Raw genomic sequence first — 16,017 nt, forward strand, 5'->3', positions numbered from 1 at the left:
AAATATTGAAAGCTAAATTTCAATGAAAAAAATATTATTATCGTCAATAATCGTCCTTATCGGAATTACCTTTATTGGTAGACTGTCCTATTTGCAAATATTTAGCTTTTCACCGGATCAGGTTTTGGAAGATCCTGCGATTAAAGCGATCTATGATTATCCGGAGAGGGGATACATATATGACAGGAACGGGAAACTTTTGGTAGGAAATGATCCTGCCTATGATGTTATGGTAATACCAAGGGAAGTGAAACCCTTGGATACCCTTGAGTTTTGTAGCCTTTTAGGGTTAGATAAGGAAAAATTTATACAAAAACTTCGGAAAGCCCGAATATATTCTCCAAGATTACCTTCAGTATTAGTGCCTCAACTTTCAAAAGAAGATTATGCTATGCTTCAGGAGAAAATGAGGAAATATGAAGGATTTTATATTCAAAAAAGATCTTTAAGATATTACGATACTAAAGCTGCTGCTAATGTCCTGGGATATATTAGAGAGGTAAATGAACGTGACCTGGAAAGAAATCCTTATTACGTGCAGGGAGAATTAACCGGGGGTAAAGGTGTAGAGCAGCAATATGAGGAAATTTTAAGAGGTAGAAAAGGGGTGCAATATATTCAGAAAGACAGATTTAACAGAGATATAGGACCCTATAAAGGTGGTATTCTGGACACTCTTCCGGAACAAGGCAAGGAAATAAGCCTCACTCTTGACAAGGAACTCCAGGAATATGGAGAGCTACTTATGGAAGGAAAACGGGGTGGAATTGTTGCAATAGAACCATCTTCCGGAGAAATATTAGCTATGATCTCAGGACCAACCTATGATCCCTCACTACTTGTAGGCAGGGAACGCTCAAAAAACTATAGCAAACTACATTATGATACTATTTCCAAGCCCCTGTTTGATAGATCTATTTCGGCTGAAGGCTCTCCGGGATCACCATTTAAAACATTAAATGCCCTAGTAGCTTTACAGGAGGGGGTTATCCAGCCTGGTACGACTATTCGCTGCTATAATGGATTTTATGTAGGTAAAACAAAGAGGGGGTGTCATTGCGGAGGTGGAATAAGAAATTTAAACAGTGGTATCTATAAATCTTGTAATGCATACTTCGCGGGTACATTTCGGAAAATTTATGAAAAATTTCCAACTACAGATGAAGGTCAGGATGTTTGGGAAAAACATATGAATAGTTTTGGCCTTGGAAATTTTTTAGGATATGATCTTCCTACCGGAAGACCTGGAAGAATTCCAAGTAAGGAGTATTATGACAAATGGTATGGAGATAATCGTTGGGCTTCATCCTATATTATTTCCAATTCCATAGGGCAGGGCGAAGTTGCAGCCACCCCGGTTCAACTAGCCAATATGACCGCAGCAATTGCCAACCGTGGTTATTATTTTACCCCTCATATCCTGAAGCAAGTTGAAGGTAAAGATATAAGCATTCCAGAATACGTCAAACCCAAGCACACTACTATTGATAAAAAGCATTTTAAACCTGTCATTAAAGGCATGGCTGATGTGTATAAAAAAGGCACGGCCAGGTGGGTACAAATACCCGGAATAGAAATTGCCGGTAAAACAGGTACAGTAGAGAATTATACAAAAATAGATAGTGTACGTACTCAGCTTACAGATCATTCAGTATTTGTCGCTTTTGCTCCGGTAGACAATCCAAAAATTGCCTTGGCAGTTTATATTGAAAATGGCTATTATGGCTCAAGATATGCAGGGCATATAGCGTCTTTACTGATAGAAAAGTACCTGAAAGGAAATATTACCAGAAAGGATCTTGAAAAAAGAATGCTCGAAAAAACTCTTGAACATGAATATGCCAAGCCATACAGCGGAGAAGAATTCAAGATAAATGAGTATGTCTGGTAGGAAAGTATTTAAGCGAATTGACTGGCTTACCGTTTTATTTTATCTTTTATTAGTAGGGATAGGTTGGCTAAACATCTATTCCAGTACATTTTCGGAAAACAACTCCTCCATTTTTGATTTTAGTCAGTTGTACGGAAAACAATTGATTTTTATTGGATTAAGCCTGATAAGTATACTGGTAATTCTGGCTTTGGAAGCCGCTTTCTATGAACGTTTTTCCAGTGTTTTGTACATTATTTCTATGGTGCTCCTTTTGGGCCTTTTTATCTTTGGCAAGACCATTGCCGGAGCAACTTCTTGGTACAACCTTGGATTTTTTAATTTTCAACCCTCTGAGCTTGCCAAAGTAGCCACCGCTTTGGCTTTGGCAAAGTATTTAAGTGATATACAGACAGATATTAAAAACCGGAAAGATCAATATTATTCTTTTTTAATTATTTTGATTCCGGCCTTTTTAATCATTCCGCAACCAGATCCGGGCAGTGCGTTGGTATTTTTCGCCCTCGTCTTTGTCCTTTTCAGAGAGGGATTACCCTTGTATTACCTTGGTATTGCCCTTTTAGCTGTTGTGATTTTTATAACAACACTGATGTTCGGAACAATCTGGGTAGGAATTGGCCTGGCTTTAATAATTGCTCTTTTCTTCTTAATGAAAAGAGCCTCTTTTAAAGTTCCCATCTTACCATTAATAAGCCTTTTTGCTATTTCAATCGCCTTTTCATTATCTGTTAATTTTGTTTTCAATAATATTTTTGAGCAACGTCACAGAGATAGATTCAGCCTTTGGCTTCGGTTGGAAAAAGATCCCAATAAACTCGAAGAAATTCGTAAAACCATAGGTTATAATACGTACCAATCTGAAAAGGCTATTGAATCTGGTGGTTTCTTTGGCAAAGGCTTTTTAGAAGGCACAAGAACAAAGGGCGATTTTGTACCTGAACAGCATACAGATTATATTTTTAGTACGGTGGGTGAAGAGTGGGGATTTCTGGGCACAACCATTGTTGTGATCCTCTTTACCATGTTACTTTTACGACTGGTTTATCTGGCCGAAAGGCAAAAAAATGATTTTAGCCGAATGTATGGATACGGAGTAATATCTATACTGCTGATTCATTACTTTATCAATATAGGAATGGTCATTGGCGTACTCCCGACAATTGGCATTCCATTACCTTTCTTCAGTTACGGAGGCTCCGGTCTTTTAGGATTTACAATTCTTTTATTTATATTCCTGAAATTAGATGCTAACAGGCTAAATGAGTGGGGCTAGAAGTTCCAATGCTTTGTATTTATACTTTGTTCCAGACGAGTTTCTATATTTTTATCCATTTTATTAAAAAAATCTATCCCGCTAACCTCCTCCAAATCATCTATGGTCACCAAAAAATTTATAAGCGGTTCCCTGGTATCCTTGTGAGGAATTAGAAAAGCGAGAACTTTTATATCCTTACCCTCTTCTTTGACTACAATTTTATAATACCTTTTCGGGACTGCCACATCTTCTTCTCCAATCGTCGGAAGGCCTTTTTCCAGAATTCCACCAGTAATTATGTACAGGCTCCCATATTGTTTACTCCAACTTCTTATCTTCTTTTCCAATTGGTTCCATATCCCGGAATTAAAATCATTCTTTTGAGGGGTAATATTGCTGGTATAAAAAGTTTCATTATAGGCATAAACTGAAAACCTTCTGTCCCCTGCCGGACAAAGATGCCCCCTGTCATATCCCGAGCCTTTATAATTTCTCCAGTCAGCAGATTTAGTGCTTACTTTAGGATCCTCAATATAATCAGGACGCTCCCTGTCATCATAGGTAAGGTGACTTCGATTTAGCACATATGCTACCCATTCGGCCTGCTCATAACGTTCCTTATAGGAAAGTATATAATTACTATGAATTACTATTTCACCCGAAGTTGAAGCTGGTAATATTCTATCCGGCACTTCAGAAGTTAAAACTTCATTCGGAGGGGCAGAATACAAATCGGGAGTATAAAAATTCTCAAACACCCAAAAACCTGCTATGCAAAGGATCAGCAAAAACATATAAATATTTCTATTCGTTTTTCTCGATCTGCTTTGCCTCATAGATCAAAGTTAATTTAATTTCATTGAATTTTATGTTGAATAGATTGTAAGTTAGCAGCAAGTAATCCGACAAAAATTACTTATTTTCCCTTACAGGGAATTTATAAAAATTAAATTTAAAATACTCACCATAATTGTAATTGGATGTTGACTTGGAAAAACATAATAAGCTTTACAACAAACGGAAATCCCGCCCCGGAAAGGCGCGTTGAAAAAACAGAAAATGAATGGCGTGACATACTTACGCCTGACCAATTTCGGATTACCAGAAAAAAAGGAACTGAAGCCCCTCATTCAGGAGCATTATGCAGCATACATGATGCAGGTAAATATTCCTGTGTATGTTGCAGCACTCCTCTATTTGATTCCTCTATTAAATTTGAATCAGGAACAGGTTGGCCCAGTTTTACACAACCTATAGCAGAAAATGCCATAAAATATGAAAAGGATGTCACATTTGGTATGATTAGGGTAGAGGTCCTTTGTAATACCTGCGACGCGCATTTAGGGCATGTATTTCCAGATGGCCCTGAACCTAGTGGTCTTCGCTATTGTATTAACTCTGAGTCTATGATTATTGAAAAGGAGGTTATTGATGGAAAGTAAAAACTTGGAATTGATAACTCTGGGCGGAGGATGTTTTTGGTGTACTGAAGCTGTCCTATTGGAGGTGAAGGGGGTAGAAAAGGTAGTCTCAGGATATTCTGGAGGGAATGCTCCGGGCAAGCCAACTTATAGAGAAATATGCTCTGGGCTCACGGGTCATGCAGAGGTAATACAGGTAAGCTTTGATCCTGGCGTTATTTCTTTACACGATTTATTAATAATTTTTATGACTACCCACGATCCTACAACACTCAACAGGCAGGGTGCAGATATTGGGACACAATACCGTTCAGTCATTTTTTACCATGACCAAAATCAAAAAGAGGTGGCAGAAGGGGTTCTAAGCGAGATGTCTTCTTATTACGAGAATCCGATAGTAACAGAATTAAGTCCACTAAAAATATTTTATGAGGCCGAGGAATATCATCAGGATTATTATAGGAATAACCAGAGTCAGGGCTACTGCAATTTTGTAATTACTCCAAAATTGGCAAAGCTTAGAAAAATACACGCAGACAAACTTAAAAGTGCTATTTAGGAAAACCAGTTTAAAAACAGCAGGTCAAAGAGATAACCTTAAAATGTAATTTTTAAGACCTATAAATTATAAAAAAGAACAAAAAAAGAGCTCCGGTAAAATTACTGGAGCTCTTTTCTCAACTATAAACACTTATATACTAGTCTTTTACGCTTGCTAATTTACCGTTTTTAATATTATTTATTTTCAAATCCTGAAGCACATTTATTGCCTCTTCTACATAGACATCCTTAGCAAGATTATTATGCCAACGGTCGCGTTTTTCCCTTAAAACAGGATCTTTAGTAAAAAGTTCTTCTTCGTATTTAAGAGATTCAAAGGTCAAATGCGAGTCGTAATCTGAAATAGACTTAAAATAGGTAGATTTTGCTTTATCCTTTTTCTCTTCCTTTTTGTAGATCTCAAAATTCAGAGAAACCACATTTTCATCCTGCTGTTCCTTAAGCCATTTGGCGTTTTCTTCAATTAGCGCAATCTGAGGATTCGCAGCCATCCGTTTGGTACTATTCGCAATAGTAGTTTCATAATCGATATAGCCATCCCATGGCTCGTAATCTGCCGGTGATATTTTGTCCCAGCTTAAAGGGTTACGCTGATCTCTTTCCCCAAGGTCGATATAACTGTACCTATCCGGAACAACAACATCACTTTTAACTCCTTCCAACTGTGTTGATCCACCATTTATCCTATAAAACTTTTGAGTTGTTAGTTTTATAGCTCCAAGATCACCATGCTCATTACTTCTAACAATATTTTCTAAAGGGATCACATTTTGTACTGTTCCCTTACCAAAAGTCTGCTTACTGCCAATCACTACAGCTCTTTTATAATCTTGCATGGCAGCTGCCAATATTTCAGAAGCTGAAGCAGAAAGTTCATTCACTAAAATAACAAGCGGACCATCCCATTGAATTCGTTCATCCTTATCCTCATAAACATCTTTTTCCTTGCCGGAAGACCTAACCTGAACCACAGGACCATCTTTTATGAAAAGACCGGCCATTTCCACGACCGTTTTAAGAGATCCACCTCCATTGTCCCTAAGATCAATTATAAGGCCTTCTGCACCTTCCTGCTTTAAAAGCTCAACTTCTTTGGCCACATCTGTGGCTGCATTTCTTTCAGCATAATCATTAAAATCCACATAGAATTTAGGAAGGTTTATAATCCCGTATTTTTGATTTTCTTTAATAACCGTTGCAGATTTAGCATAACTTTCTTCAAGTTCAACTACATCTCTTGTAATTGAAATTTCTTCGATAGAGCCATCCACTTTCCTAACAGTTAAATCAACCACCGTACCCTTAGGGCCTTTAATTAGTTTAATAGCATCATCCAAACGCATTCCGACAATATTTACCGGTAACTCGCCCTCCTGCCCTACTTTTAATATTTCGTCTCCAACTTCCAGTTGCTGATTTCTCCAAACAGGTCCACCGGAAATGATTTCAACAATCTTAGCGCCCTCTGGTTTTTTCTGCAATCTTGCACCTATCCCTTCAAATTTACCAGACATGCTAATGTCAAATTTATCTTTATCCTCCGGAGCAAAGTAATACGTATGAGGGTCAAACTCATCAACTATTGTATTGATATAGTATACAAACCAATCTTCCCGCTTGAGATCGTCTACAAAGTCGAAATATTCATCCAGCGTCTTTTTAGTAGATTCTCTGGCCTCTGATTCCATTTGCGAAACTGCTATACTCTCATAATCTGAATCATCTTTCTTTTTTTGCTCCTGCTCTTTGAACTTAGAATCATAAGTTCCAATAGTGGCATATTTTAATTGTTTCCTCCAACGTTCTTTAAGTTCATTTCTCGTTGCTGCAAATGTCTGGTCCTTGTAATCTATATTAATAGATTCTTCGATTGTATAATCGAAAGGATCACTTAAAACCTCCGCATAAATGGATTTAGCATTTTCCATTCGCTTCATGAATCTGGCATAAACTATATTAAAGAAAGATATATCTGTATTTCTTATCTGATCATCTATTTGAAATTTGTATTTCTCAAATTCCAAAATATCTTCCTCCAAAAAGTATCTTTTTGTAGGGTCAATAACATCTATGAAATCTTCAAAAACACTAACTGAGAAATCATCATTAATTTCTTTAGGCTCATAGTGCCCGCGTTCCAAAATATATGTAATAAGATCTAAGAGTAATTTATCCTTATCATCATTTTCAAATGACTTATTGGTAAAACTGCATGATGCAACCGCAATAAGTATCACCAAAAATCCAAGTATGAGGTTTCTTTTCATGTATTTTTTTTTAGGTGTGGCTCTTATTAACCCACTTAATAACAAACTTAAATAATATAAAAAAGCATGGCAATGCCAATGAATTCCCTAAGATACTGAAAAAACCATGCCACGTTGCAAGCCAGTAGCATTAATTTTTTGTTAAACATCATTAGGATTTGTTTCCAGCAAGCTTTAATTATCAACCCGTTGCACTGGATTTTTCAGTAAAGAGAAACCGTATTCAAGAACATACCATAACTATTGTTTTTGAACAGGTCCTCCATTCGCGCGCCATAATAACATATTAAAAACGTATTTTTGCCGTAGAAAGTATACAGTATGCAAAAACCCCTTATTCTGGTTACCAATGACGATGGAATAACGGCCCCTGGCTTAAGAGCATTGGTTCGCTATATGAAGGCAATTGGAGAAGTGGTAGTTGTTGCGCCAGATAGTCCACAATCGGGAATGGGACATGCCATAACGCTGGATAATACACTTTACTCCAAGAAAGTTACTATAGATCTTGAAAATGGAGGCCATGAAGAGTACAGCTGCAGCGGAACCCCTGCCGATTGCGTAAAATTGGCGCTTCAGGAAATACTTGGGAGAAAACCAGACCTCTGCGTAAGCGGTATAAATCACGGTTCCAATTCTTCTATAAATGTTATCTACTCTGGAACCATGAGTGCTGCCATCGAAGCAGGAATTGAAGGCATACCGGCTATTGGATTTTCCTTATGTGATTATTCATGGGAAGCAAATTTTAAAACCGCTGAGATAGCAGTAAAAAAAATTACAGAAGAAGCATTAAACAAAGGAATTCCTAAAGGAGTGGTTCTCAATGTAAATATCCCTAAAACCAATGGCGAAGGCATAAAAGGAATAAAAGTATGCAGACAGGCAAGAGCCAACTGGAAAGAAAAATTTGATAAACGAACCAATCCAATGGGCAAAGATTACTATTGGCTTACCGGGGAATTTGAACTATTAGATAAAGGTGAAGATACCGATGAATGGGCATTAAGTAATGGCTATATCTCGGTAGTGCCCACACAGTTTGATTTAACGGCACATCACGTCATACAGGATATAAACAGCTGGTCTTTAAATGAATAATAAAAAGGAAATATTAATTGGTTTCGCAGTAGGAATTATTGCCAATATCATAGGAACACTTTTGTACATACTCATGTTTTCCGATTTTGGGATAATGGAAACGTTTAATGCAGCATTTAAACAAGGGCATATTGGCAGTTTACTAGCCTTGGGGGCAATTTTAAATCTGATCGCCTTTTTTGGCTTTCTGAAATTGAGAAGAGATCAAAGGGCGAAGGGAGTATTAATTGCCACTTTGCTTACTGCTATGGTAATTCTCTATTATAAGATTTTCTAGAATGAAGTATTATATTATCGCCGGGGAAGCTTCCGGGGATCTGCATGGATCAAATCTTATTAAAGCAATTCTTGCTAAAGATACCCAGGCCCAAATACGCTGTTGGGGCGGTGATCAAATGCAAAAAGCCGGCGGTACTCTTGTAAAGCATTACAAGGAGATGGCTTTTATGGGGTTTTTGGAGGTAATTACCAATCTTAACACCATATTTAAAAATATTAAATTCTGTAAGGATGATATTAAATCATATAATCCGGATGTCATTATTTTTATTGATTATTCAGGATTTAATTTGAGAATTGCCAGCTGGGCAAAGGAACATAAATATCGTACTAATTACTACATTTCACCTCAAATATGGGCTTCAAGGGAAGGTCGTATCAAAAATATCAAAAGAGATATTGATGCGATGTATGTCATTCTGCCATTTGAAAAGGAGTTCTATGAAAAAAAACACAACTACCCCGTAAATTTTGTAGGGCATCCATTAATTGATGCAATAGGGCAAATTGATATTGGTAATGAGCAAGATTTTAGAATTGAACATAAACTGGATCCTGATAAACCCATTATTGCCCTCCTCCCCGGCAGCAGGAAACAGGAAGTTCAACAAATGCTTGGCCTGATGTTAAAGATTACACCTTCGTTTTCAGAGTATCAATTTGTAATTGCGGGGGCTCCAAGCCTGGATGTTGATTTCTACTCAGAATTCTTAAAAAATTATCCTGTAAATCTTGTTTTTAATAGATCCTACGAGTTGTTGAGTCATTCACATGCCGCTCTGGTAACCAGTGGCACTGCTACCCTTGAAACTGCTTTATTAAAAGTCCCGCAGGTTGTCTGCTACAAAGGCAATTGGATTTCCTATCAGATTGCGAAAAGAATAATCACTTTGGATTATATTTCACTGGTTAATTTGATTATGAACAAAGAAGTAGTAAAAGAACTGATTCAGGCAGATTTAACCACAAAAAACCTAAAGCAAGAGTTAACCAAAATCCTTGATGGCCCCATGCGCGAAGCACAATTAAAGGCTTATAACGAGTTAGAAAAAAAGCTTGGCGGGAAAGGTGCAAGTGAAAAGGCTGCCGCACTTATTGTAGAAAATGCTTAATTTTGATTCCCAGTAGATCATTTTTGTCTTAGGATGAATAGAAAGTTTTTTATTTTTTTTATCAGTATACTGCTTACCGGATGTGGGATTGTTAAAAAGAAAACCACCTATGGCAAGGAAAGAACCATTACTGTAGCCGCATCAGAAAATGATAGTTTAGTCACAGGAAAGAAGTTACCTGATTCTACAAAAACTGTCGTTGTCCTCGAAAAAGCAGATTTAATTATAAATTCCGCTATGGCGTATTCAGGGGTCCGTTATAAGTATGGAGGGACAACAAAAAAGGGCATGGATTGTTCCGGATTGCTTTATGTTTCTTTTGGAAAAAACGATATTCCGTTGCCCAGGGTATCTAATCAAATGGCCCTTGAAGGAAAGAAGATTAATTTAAAAAAAGTAACCAAAGGCGATCTTTTGTTCTTTAAAACGACTAAGAAAGGAAAAAAAATTAATCATGTCGGACTTGTAGTTGCCGTAGACGGACGTGATATTAAATTTATTCACGCTACTTCTTCAAGGGGAGTCATTGTTTCTTCTTTACAAGAAGGATTCTGGAACTATGCTTTCGTTAAGGCAACCAGAGTTCTTTGATTGCAAACTTCCATTATTATCGGATAGGTTTTTCCAAATTTTATATTTCAATTTACCTTTACTAACTGAACTTAACATTCAGTCCCCAATACTACATTTATAGCCTGTAGAATTAACCTGATAAATTCCATGAAGCTATTGGATTTTATTCCGGTAAAGCTAACTCTGTTTTTGATTTTCGGAATACTTATAGGGTATTATAACAATATTTCCCTTTTGCTATCGACAGGACTTACCAGTGGGTTCATAGTCTTACTGGGTATATCTTGGACGCGGAAAAAAAGACTGGATAATCTGCCCTTTGGTTTCCTTTCCCTATTGTGCACAATATGTATAGGCATGATGTCCGTGGCCCTGACTTTACCTGTTAACAATTCAAAACATTACACCAACTTTAAGCTGCCAACCGAACAATATCTACATCTTAAAATCCATGAAATCCTTAAGCCCAACAGCTATAATGAACGCTTTATGGCTGATGTAATTGAGATTGATGGGATATCAGCAAATGGAAGGATTCTCATTATTACTAAAAAAGACACCCTTAATCAGATATTCAAAGTAGATAACGAAATTTATACCCTGAATCTGCTTGAAGAAATTAGTTTGCCCCTTAATCCATATGGATTTAATTATGCAGACTATCTTAAAAAATTGGGCGTTCTCCATCAACTTAAATTAAACAGTCGGGACTATTTTATTAAAAAGAACGCTACTATAACTTTATTGGGTCTCACTGCGGCCGTAAGACACAAAATTATATCGGGTTTAGTCAAGTCCAATTTTGGAACAGATGAGCTTGGAATTATCCAGGCCCTGCTTCTGGGACAACGCAATGATATTAGTGAAGAAACATACAAGCATTATAAGAATGCAGGTGCGGTGCATATTCTGGCCGTTTCGGGATTACATATTGGAATAGTATTATTGTTATGTCAATTTCTGCTAAAACCTCTGGAACGATTACCCAGGGGAAAGATTATCGCCTTGCTACTTACGGTGATTCTTCTCTGGGGATATGCCTTTCTGGCTGGTTTATCACCTTCTGTAATAAGAGCGGTTAGTATGTTTTCTTTTGTCGCCTATGCCATGTACCTGAACAGGCCAACCAGTACATTTAATATTCTGGCATTATCCATGTTTTTTATTCTATTGACCTATGATCCAATGTTACTGTTTCAAGTGGGGTTTCAATTGAGCTATGCGGCAGTATTTTCAATTTTTTGGCTGTTTTCTAAATTACAACACCTCTGGAATCCGGAAAATATGATCCTTAAAAAATGCTGGCAATTACTATCAATTTCCTTAGCCGCTCAAATTGGGGTACTACCCATTAGCCTTTTCTATTTTCACCAGTTCCCCGGATTATTTTTTATTTCAAATCTCCTCATTGTACCATTCTTAGGTTTAATTCTAGGATTAGGTTTTCTGATCATAGCCCTTATGCTTGCAGGTATCCTTCCAAATAGTTTATCCGTAATATACAATAAGCTTATATACCTTATGAATAATGTTATTGAATGGGTAGCCCAACAAGAATCCTTTATTTTCAGGGATATCCCTTTTGATGCTTCACAACTTGTATTGAGCTATTTGCTAATTTTTACTTTGGTATACAGTCTCACCGAGAAGAAATTTAAAAACATTCTGGCAGCAGCACTATGTATTATAGGCTTACAGCTAAGGCTTATTTCTTCTACAGTAAAAAAAGGAAGGGAACAAAAAATTATGGTTTTGCATAAAACCGGAACCTCGGCTCTTCTATATAAGAAAGGTAATTACTTAGATGTAAATTGCTTAGATTCTGTTGCCGTGATAAAACTGGTGAAAGATCTTGTGGTAGAAGAAAACATCAAAAAAGTTAACTACAAAACGCTACAGAACAGCTATCACTTTAAGGGTCAAAGTCTGTTCATCTTGAATAAGGCTGAGATTATCTCCCAAAAATTCCTGAAAACCGACTATGTAATCCTTGGAAATTCGCCTAAAATAAACCTTAACCGCTTCCTGGACTCCATAAAACCTGCAAGTATCATAGCAGATGGAAGCAATTATAGGAGTGATATCCAAAGGTGGAAAAAATCGTGTTCAGACAGGAAGTTGCCATTCTATTATACCGGTGAAAAAGGGGCATATATACTAGAAATAAAATAAATCAGCGTACTCCATGCATAAGTCTTTTTAAAACGGGGTTTAGTACTATAGAAATGATACCAAAAGCAATAGGCACCAGGGTAAACATTAAAAAGAAGGTACTTAAAGAATATTGTTCTGAAATTTTATCTATCATTCCCCCCATAGTTCCAGCCGCTTTTTGACCTATGGCAATGGCCAGATACCAAATACCAAACATAAAACCGATCATCCTGGCAGGTACCAATTTACTCAGATAAGACAAGCCCACAGGTGAAAGGCACAACTCTCCCATCGTGTGAAGCAAATAGGCCAAAATAAGAAAAATCATACTTACAGAAGCCGTTTTTGACCCTTGCAAAACTCCAGCTGAACCATAAGACAAAATGGCAAATCCAAGACCTAAAAGTATTAATCCCAGACCGTATTTCATGGCAGCACTCGGATTGTATTTGCTTTCCCACCATCTTGAAAAGAAAGGGGCCAGTGTGATTATAAAAAAGGAATTTAGAATTCCAAACCAGGATGCGTCTATCTGATTTCCCTCCTGTGAAAATTTGTCAATTAATCTATAAATAACCAAACCCCAAATGCCAACAAATGCCAATCCCAAAACAATATTTGATAAGCCAATCCTGGAATATGTTTTTCTAAATAACAGATATAAAACCCATGTTATAATCATGAGAGGAACAGTCGTAAGTAGGGCATCCACCACTTTAAAGATCATTGCTGAAGATCCTACTAAATTTCTATTGGTGTAATCTCTTGCAAAGAGTGTCATAGAACCTAAGGCCTGTTCAAAGGCCGCAAAGAAAATTACAGTAAATATCCCAAAGAAAACAACTGCAATAATCCTGTCTCTCACCAAAGGAATATATCTTGAAATCCTTGAAACAAGAAGAATAAGAAACAAAACTAGTGCAAAGAGTACTACAAAATTTGAACCTGATAAACCAAGGACCTCAAAAGGCAATAAATTTTCTCCACTTATCTTTTCAATGGGGTCATTAAAGAGGTAAAGCAATCCACCGATAGCAGAAAGGGCAATAAGTACATAATCAAAAGGCATAAACGGATTTAATTTTTCCACGGCCTTTTCTTCTTCAATTATTTCCGGAGACTCTTCATTAATGTTTTGAGGCAGTTCTACCTCATGGACTTTGCCTGGTTTGCCTCCTATACTCCCAAATAATTTTTTAGCCAATAAAAATTGCATCATTCCAAAAAACATAAAAATACCTGCAAGTCCAAAGCCCCAGGACCAACCAAAATTCTCAGCCAGATACCCACATAGCATCATTCCGAAAAATGCGCCCGCATTAACCCCCATATAAAATATAGTGTATGCACCATCTTTTTTGGATTCTTTGCCTTTATACATTTCTGAAATAATGGAAGTGATATTAGGTTTAAAAAACCCGGTTCCTATAACCAAAAAGGCCAGACCCAGATAGAAGGTCGTGGTAGTCTCTAATGCCATAAAAGCATGACCCAAAGTCATAATAGCACAGCCTATTACAACAGCCATGCGATATCCTGTAATCTTATCAGCTACATAACCTCCTATAATAGGGGTTAAATAAAGTAGAGAAGCATAAGTGCCTATAAGTGCCAGGGCATGTTCTCTTGGCCAATCCCACCCTGGATTATCACTGGCAAATGGGGCAGTAAGGAAGAGTATCAAAAGAATACGCATTCCATAAAACGAAAAGCGCTCCCACATTTCTGTAAAAAATAATACTATTAAGCCTGCAGGGTGGCCTAAGACCTTATCCTTAAACAGATTCTCGATATCGGTATTCATTAGTTTTAGTTTGGTTTGTTAACTTTATATATGATTCATCCCTCCAAAAAACAGAGCCTTAATGTGTCATGGCGTGTTCATCCTCTTCAGCCCCGTGCGTCAGCCTTTTTAAGGGTTTCAGAATAGTGATCACGAGCAGGCCAAAGATGACACAAAAAATAGTAATCCCGGCAAAGATATTGAGCTCACCAGCTTCTGAAGCCGATTCCCCAATTAATCCGGCCACCTTATTTCCCAATCCGGTAGCAGCAAAATAAACACCCATCATGAGGGCACCATAGCGTACCGGAGCCAGTTTCGTTATAAAAGAAAGTGCAACCGGAGAGGCACACAATTCGCCTATAGTGTGGAAAAGATATGCTAAGGCTAACCAATACAGAGCCGATTTACCCAGAGTTTCATACTGCATGGAAGCAAATACCATAAAAACAAATCCTAAGCCCATTATGATAACTCCGTTAGCCATTTTAAAAAGGGAGGAAGCTTCTCTCCCCCTATGCTTCCACCACATCCAGAAATTGGCTACAGGCACAGCAAATATTATTATATAGAATGGGTTGAAAAACTGAAAAGCGGCTGCAGGAATTTCATAACCAAATAAGAATCGGTCTGTCCTGTTCTCTGCATACAAATTCATAAGGCCACCTGCCTGTTCGAAGGCTCCCCAAAAGACAATCACAATAATAAAGGATAGAAGAAGTACCAGATAGCGGTCCTTTTCAATTTGAGAATGAAGGTCCTGATATATAGTGACCATCATTCCCACTACAACGGACAAGAAAATAAAGAAAATTATATACGATAGTTTTTGGTCCTGAATAAAATACCAAGCCACCACACTGGAAGCCAATGCTAGGAATAAGGTGATTATTAACGGGATACGAGTACTGAATTGCTGTATAAAAATATCCTTTATGGATACGTCATCACTATTCTCCTCTTTTTCCTTGGGTTTGTTCCCTACGGTTACAAGGTATTTTTGTCCGGACAGATAAATCACTTGCCCCAGGACCATGCCAATAGCGGCCAATCCAAATCCTGCATGCCAACCCCACACATCGGCTACCCAGGCCACTACCAAGGCGGCCAAGGCGGCTCCAGTATTGATCCCAATGTAAAAAATGGAAAATCCTTTATCCCTTCGTTCATCACCTTGTTTATATAACCCTCCGACCAGTGTAGAAATATTAGGTTTCAGCATACCTACCCCGGCAATGATAAGTCCTAAGCCGGTATAAAAGGCCCACATAAGTTCTATTGATAAAATACCATGACCGGCCACCAATAAAAAGCCACCTATCATAACAGCTCTTTTTTGGCCTATTATCTTATCTGCTATAATACCCCCTGGGATAGAAGCCACATAGACCAGCATTGTATACCATCCGTATAAGGACAAAGCCTCTCCATCTAACCAGCCTAACCCGGGGTTATCACCCCTTGTTTGTGCTGTCAGATACAATACCAGAATACCTCGCATTCCATAGTAAGAGAAACGCTCCCACATTTCAGTCATAAACAGAATATAGAGCCCGGCAGGGTGTCCAAAGAGTTCTTTCTGGTGTACTGGTTTTGTTGATGTAGCCATGGTGTGTTTTG

The 16,017-nt window shown here is 37.6% G+C and carries 13 protein-coding genes; 9 read left to right on the plus strand and 4 right to left on the minus strand.

Annotation, left to right across the window (positions count from 1 at the left end; all coding sequences use genetic code 11):
• Positions 1-22 precede the first annotated feature (22 nt).
• Positions 23-1,891 (plus strand): penicillin-binding protein 2, encoded by a 1,869-nt coding sequence (gene mrdA, locus Q0874_RS00660; protein WP_299158086.1) that lies wholly within the window; start codon positions 23-25, stop codon positions 1,889-1,891.
• Complete coding sequence (rodA, locus tag Q0874_RS00665; protein ID WP_299158088.1) at positions 1,881-3,164, plus strand: rod shape-determining protein RodA; 1,284 nt, start codon at positions 1,881-1,883, stop codon at positions 3,162-3,164. The genes mrdA and rodA overlap by 11 nt, the downstream gene beginning before the upstream one ends.
• Here rodA and Q0874_RS00670 read toward each other — a convergent pair.
• A complete protein-coding gene (locus Q0874_RS00670) occupies positions 3,161-3,982 on the minus strand; it encodes a DNA/RNA non-specific endonuclease (RefSeq protein ID WP_299158090.1) in 822 nt (273 codons plus the stop codon). The genes rodA and Q0874_RS00670 overlap by 4 nt on opposite strands.
• Positions 3,983-4,126: 144 nt before the next feature.
• Here Q0874_RS00670 and msrB point away from each other — a divergent pair, with 144 nt between their 5' ends.
• Positions 4,127-4,588, plus strand: a complete 462-nt coding sequence (gene msrB / locus Q0874_RS00675) for a peptide-methionine (R)-S-oxide reductase MsrB (protein ID WP_299158092.1) — start codon at positions 4,127-4,129, stop codon at positions 4,586-4,588.
• On the plus strand, positions 4,578-5,126 hold the full coding sequence (msrA, locus tag Q0874_RS00680) for a peptide-methionine (S)-S-oxide reductase MsrA (protein WP_299158094.1): 549 nt from the start codon (positions 4,578-4,580) through the stop codon (positions 5,124-5,126). The genes msrB and msrA overlap by 11 nt, the downstream gene beginning before the upstream one ends.
• 139 nt (positions 5,127-5,265) lie before the next feature.
• Here the strand turns inward: msrA and Q0874_RS00685 are convergent, their stop codons facing one another.
• Positions 5,266-7,395 (minus strand): carboxy terminal-processing peptidase, encoded by a 2,130-nt coding sequence (locus tag Q0874_RS00685; protein ID WP_299158096.1) that lies wholly within the window; start codon positions 7,393-7,395, stop codon positions 5,266-5,268.
• A gap of 321 nt (positions 7,396-7,716) precedes the next feature.
• Here Q0874_RS00685 and surE point away from each other — a divergent pair, with 321 nt between their 5' ends.
• From surE to Q0874_RS00710, 5 genes are all read left to right on the plus strand, one after another.
• Positions 7,717-8,496: a 5'/3'-nucleotidase SurE gene (surE, locus tag Q0874_RS00690; RefSeq protein ID WP_299158097.1), complete on the plus strand. Its 780-nt coding sequence runs from the start codon at positions 7,717-7,719 to the stop codon at positions 8,494-8,496.
• Positions 8,489-8,773, plus strand: coding sequence for a hypothetical protein (locus tag Q0874_RS00695; RefSeq protein WP_299158099.1), 285 nt, complete (start codon positions 8,489-8,491; stop codon positions 8,771-8,773). Before surE ends, Q0874_RS00695 begins: the two co-directional genes overlap by 8 nt.
• Before the next feature lies 1 nt (position 8,774).
• Positions 8,775-9,887 (plus strand): lipid-A-disaccharide synthase, encoded by a 1,113-nt coding sequence (gene lpxB, locus Q0874_RS00700; protein ID WP_299158101.1) that lies wholly within the window; start codon positions 8,775-8,777, stop codon positions 9,885-9,887.
• Positions 9,888-9,920: 33 nt separating this feature from the next.
• Positions 9,921-10,478, plus strand: coding sequence for a C40 family peptidase (locus tag Q0874_RS00705; protein ID WP_299158103.1), 558 nt, complete (start codon positions 9,921-9,923; stop codon positions 10,476-10,478).
• Positions 10,479-10,607: 129 nt separating this feature from the next.
• On the plus strand, positions 10,608-12,632 hold the full coding sequence (locus Q0874_RS00710) for a ComEC/Rec2 family competence protein (RefSeq protein ID WP_299158105.1): 2,025 nt from the start codon (positions 10,608-10,610) through the stop codon (positions 12,630-12,632).
• A 1-nt stretch (position 12,633) separates the two neighbouring features.
• Here the strand turns inward: Q0874_RS00710 and Q0874_RS00715 are convergent, their stop codons facing one another.
• Both Q0874_RS00715 and Q0874_RS00720 read right to left on the minus strand, forming a co-directional pair.
• Complete coding sequence (locus tag Q0874_RS00715; RefSeq protein ID WP_299158107.1) at positions 12,634-14,418, minus strand: peptide MFS transporter; 1,785 nt, start codon at positions 14,416-14,418, stop codon at positions 12,634-12,636.
• A 58-nt stretch (positions 14,419-14,476) separates the two neighbouring features.
• Entirely contained in the window at positions 14,477-16,006 is a 1,530-nt protein-coding gene (locus Q0874_RS00720; RefSeq protein ID WP_299158109.1) for a peptide MFS transporter, read from the minus strand.
• Positions 16,007-16,017 lie beyond the last annotated feature (11 nt).

The organism is uncultured Eudoraea sp., assembly GCF_947490415.1.
Classification (GTDB): domain Bacteria; phylum Bacteroidota; class Bacteroidia; order Flavobacteriales; family Flavobacteriaceae; genus Eudoraea.

What these genes read in the sequence shown, in the direction of transcription:
- mrdA (WP_299158086.1), top strand. Translation starts at nt 23, where the DNA reads ATGAAAAAAATATTATTATCGTCAATAATCGTCCTTATCGGAATTACC.
- rodA (WP_299158088.1), top strand. Translation starts at nt 1,881, where the DNA reads ATGTCTGGTAGGAAAGTATTTAAGCGAATTGACTGGCTTACCGTTTTA.
- Q0874_RS00670 (WP_299158090.1), bottom strand. Translation starts at nt 3,982, where the DNA reads ATGAGGCAAAGCAGATCGAGAAAAACGAATAGAAATATTTATATGTTT.
- msrB (WP_299158092.1), top strand. Translation starts at nt 4,127, where the DNA reads ATGTTGACTTGGAAAAACATAATAAGCTTTACAACAAACGGAAATCCC.
- msrA (WP_299158094.1), top strand. Translation starts at nt 4,578, where the DNA reads ATGGAAAGTAAAAACTTGGAATTGATAACTCTGGGCGGAGGATGTTTT.
- Q0874_RS00685 (WP_299158096.1), bottom strand. Translation starts at nt 7,395, where the DNA reads ATGAAAAGAAACCTCATACTTGGATTTTTGGTGATACTTATTGCGGTT.
- surE (WP_299158097.1), top strand. Translation starts at nt 7,717, where the DNA reads ATGCAAAAACCCCTTATTCTGGTTACCAATGACGATGGAATAACGGCC.
- Q0874_RS00695 (WP_299158099.1), top strand. Translation starts at nt 8,489, where the DNA reads ATGAATAATAAAAAGGAAATATTAATTGGTTTCGCAGTAGGAATTATT.
- lpxB (WP_299158101.1), top strand. Translation starts at nt 8,775, where the DNA reads ATGAAGTATTATATTATCGCCGGGGAAGCTTCCGGGGATCTGCATGGA.
- Q0874_RS00705 (WP_299158103.1), top strand. Translation starts at nt 9,921, where the DNA reads ATGAATAGAAAGTTTTTTATTTTTTTTATCAGTATACTGCTTACCGGA.
- Q0874_RS00710 (WP_299158105.1), top strand. Translation starts at nt 10,608, where the DNA reads ATGAAGCTATTGGATTTTATTCCGGTAAAGCTAACTCTGTTTTTGATT.
- Q0874_RS00715 (WP_299158107.1), bottom strand. Translation starts at nt 14,418, where the DNA reads ATGAATACCGATATCGAGAATCTGTTTAAGGATAAGGTCTTAGGCCAC.
- Q0874_RS00720 (WP_299158109.1), bottom strand. Translation starts at nt 16,006, where the DNA reads ATGGCTACATCAACAAAACCAGTACACCAGAAAGAACTCTTTGGACAC.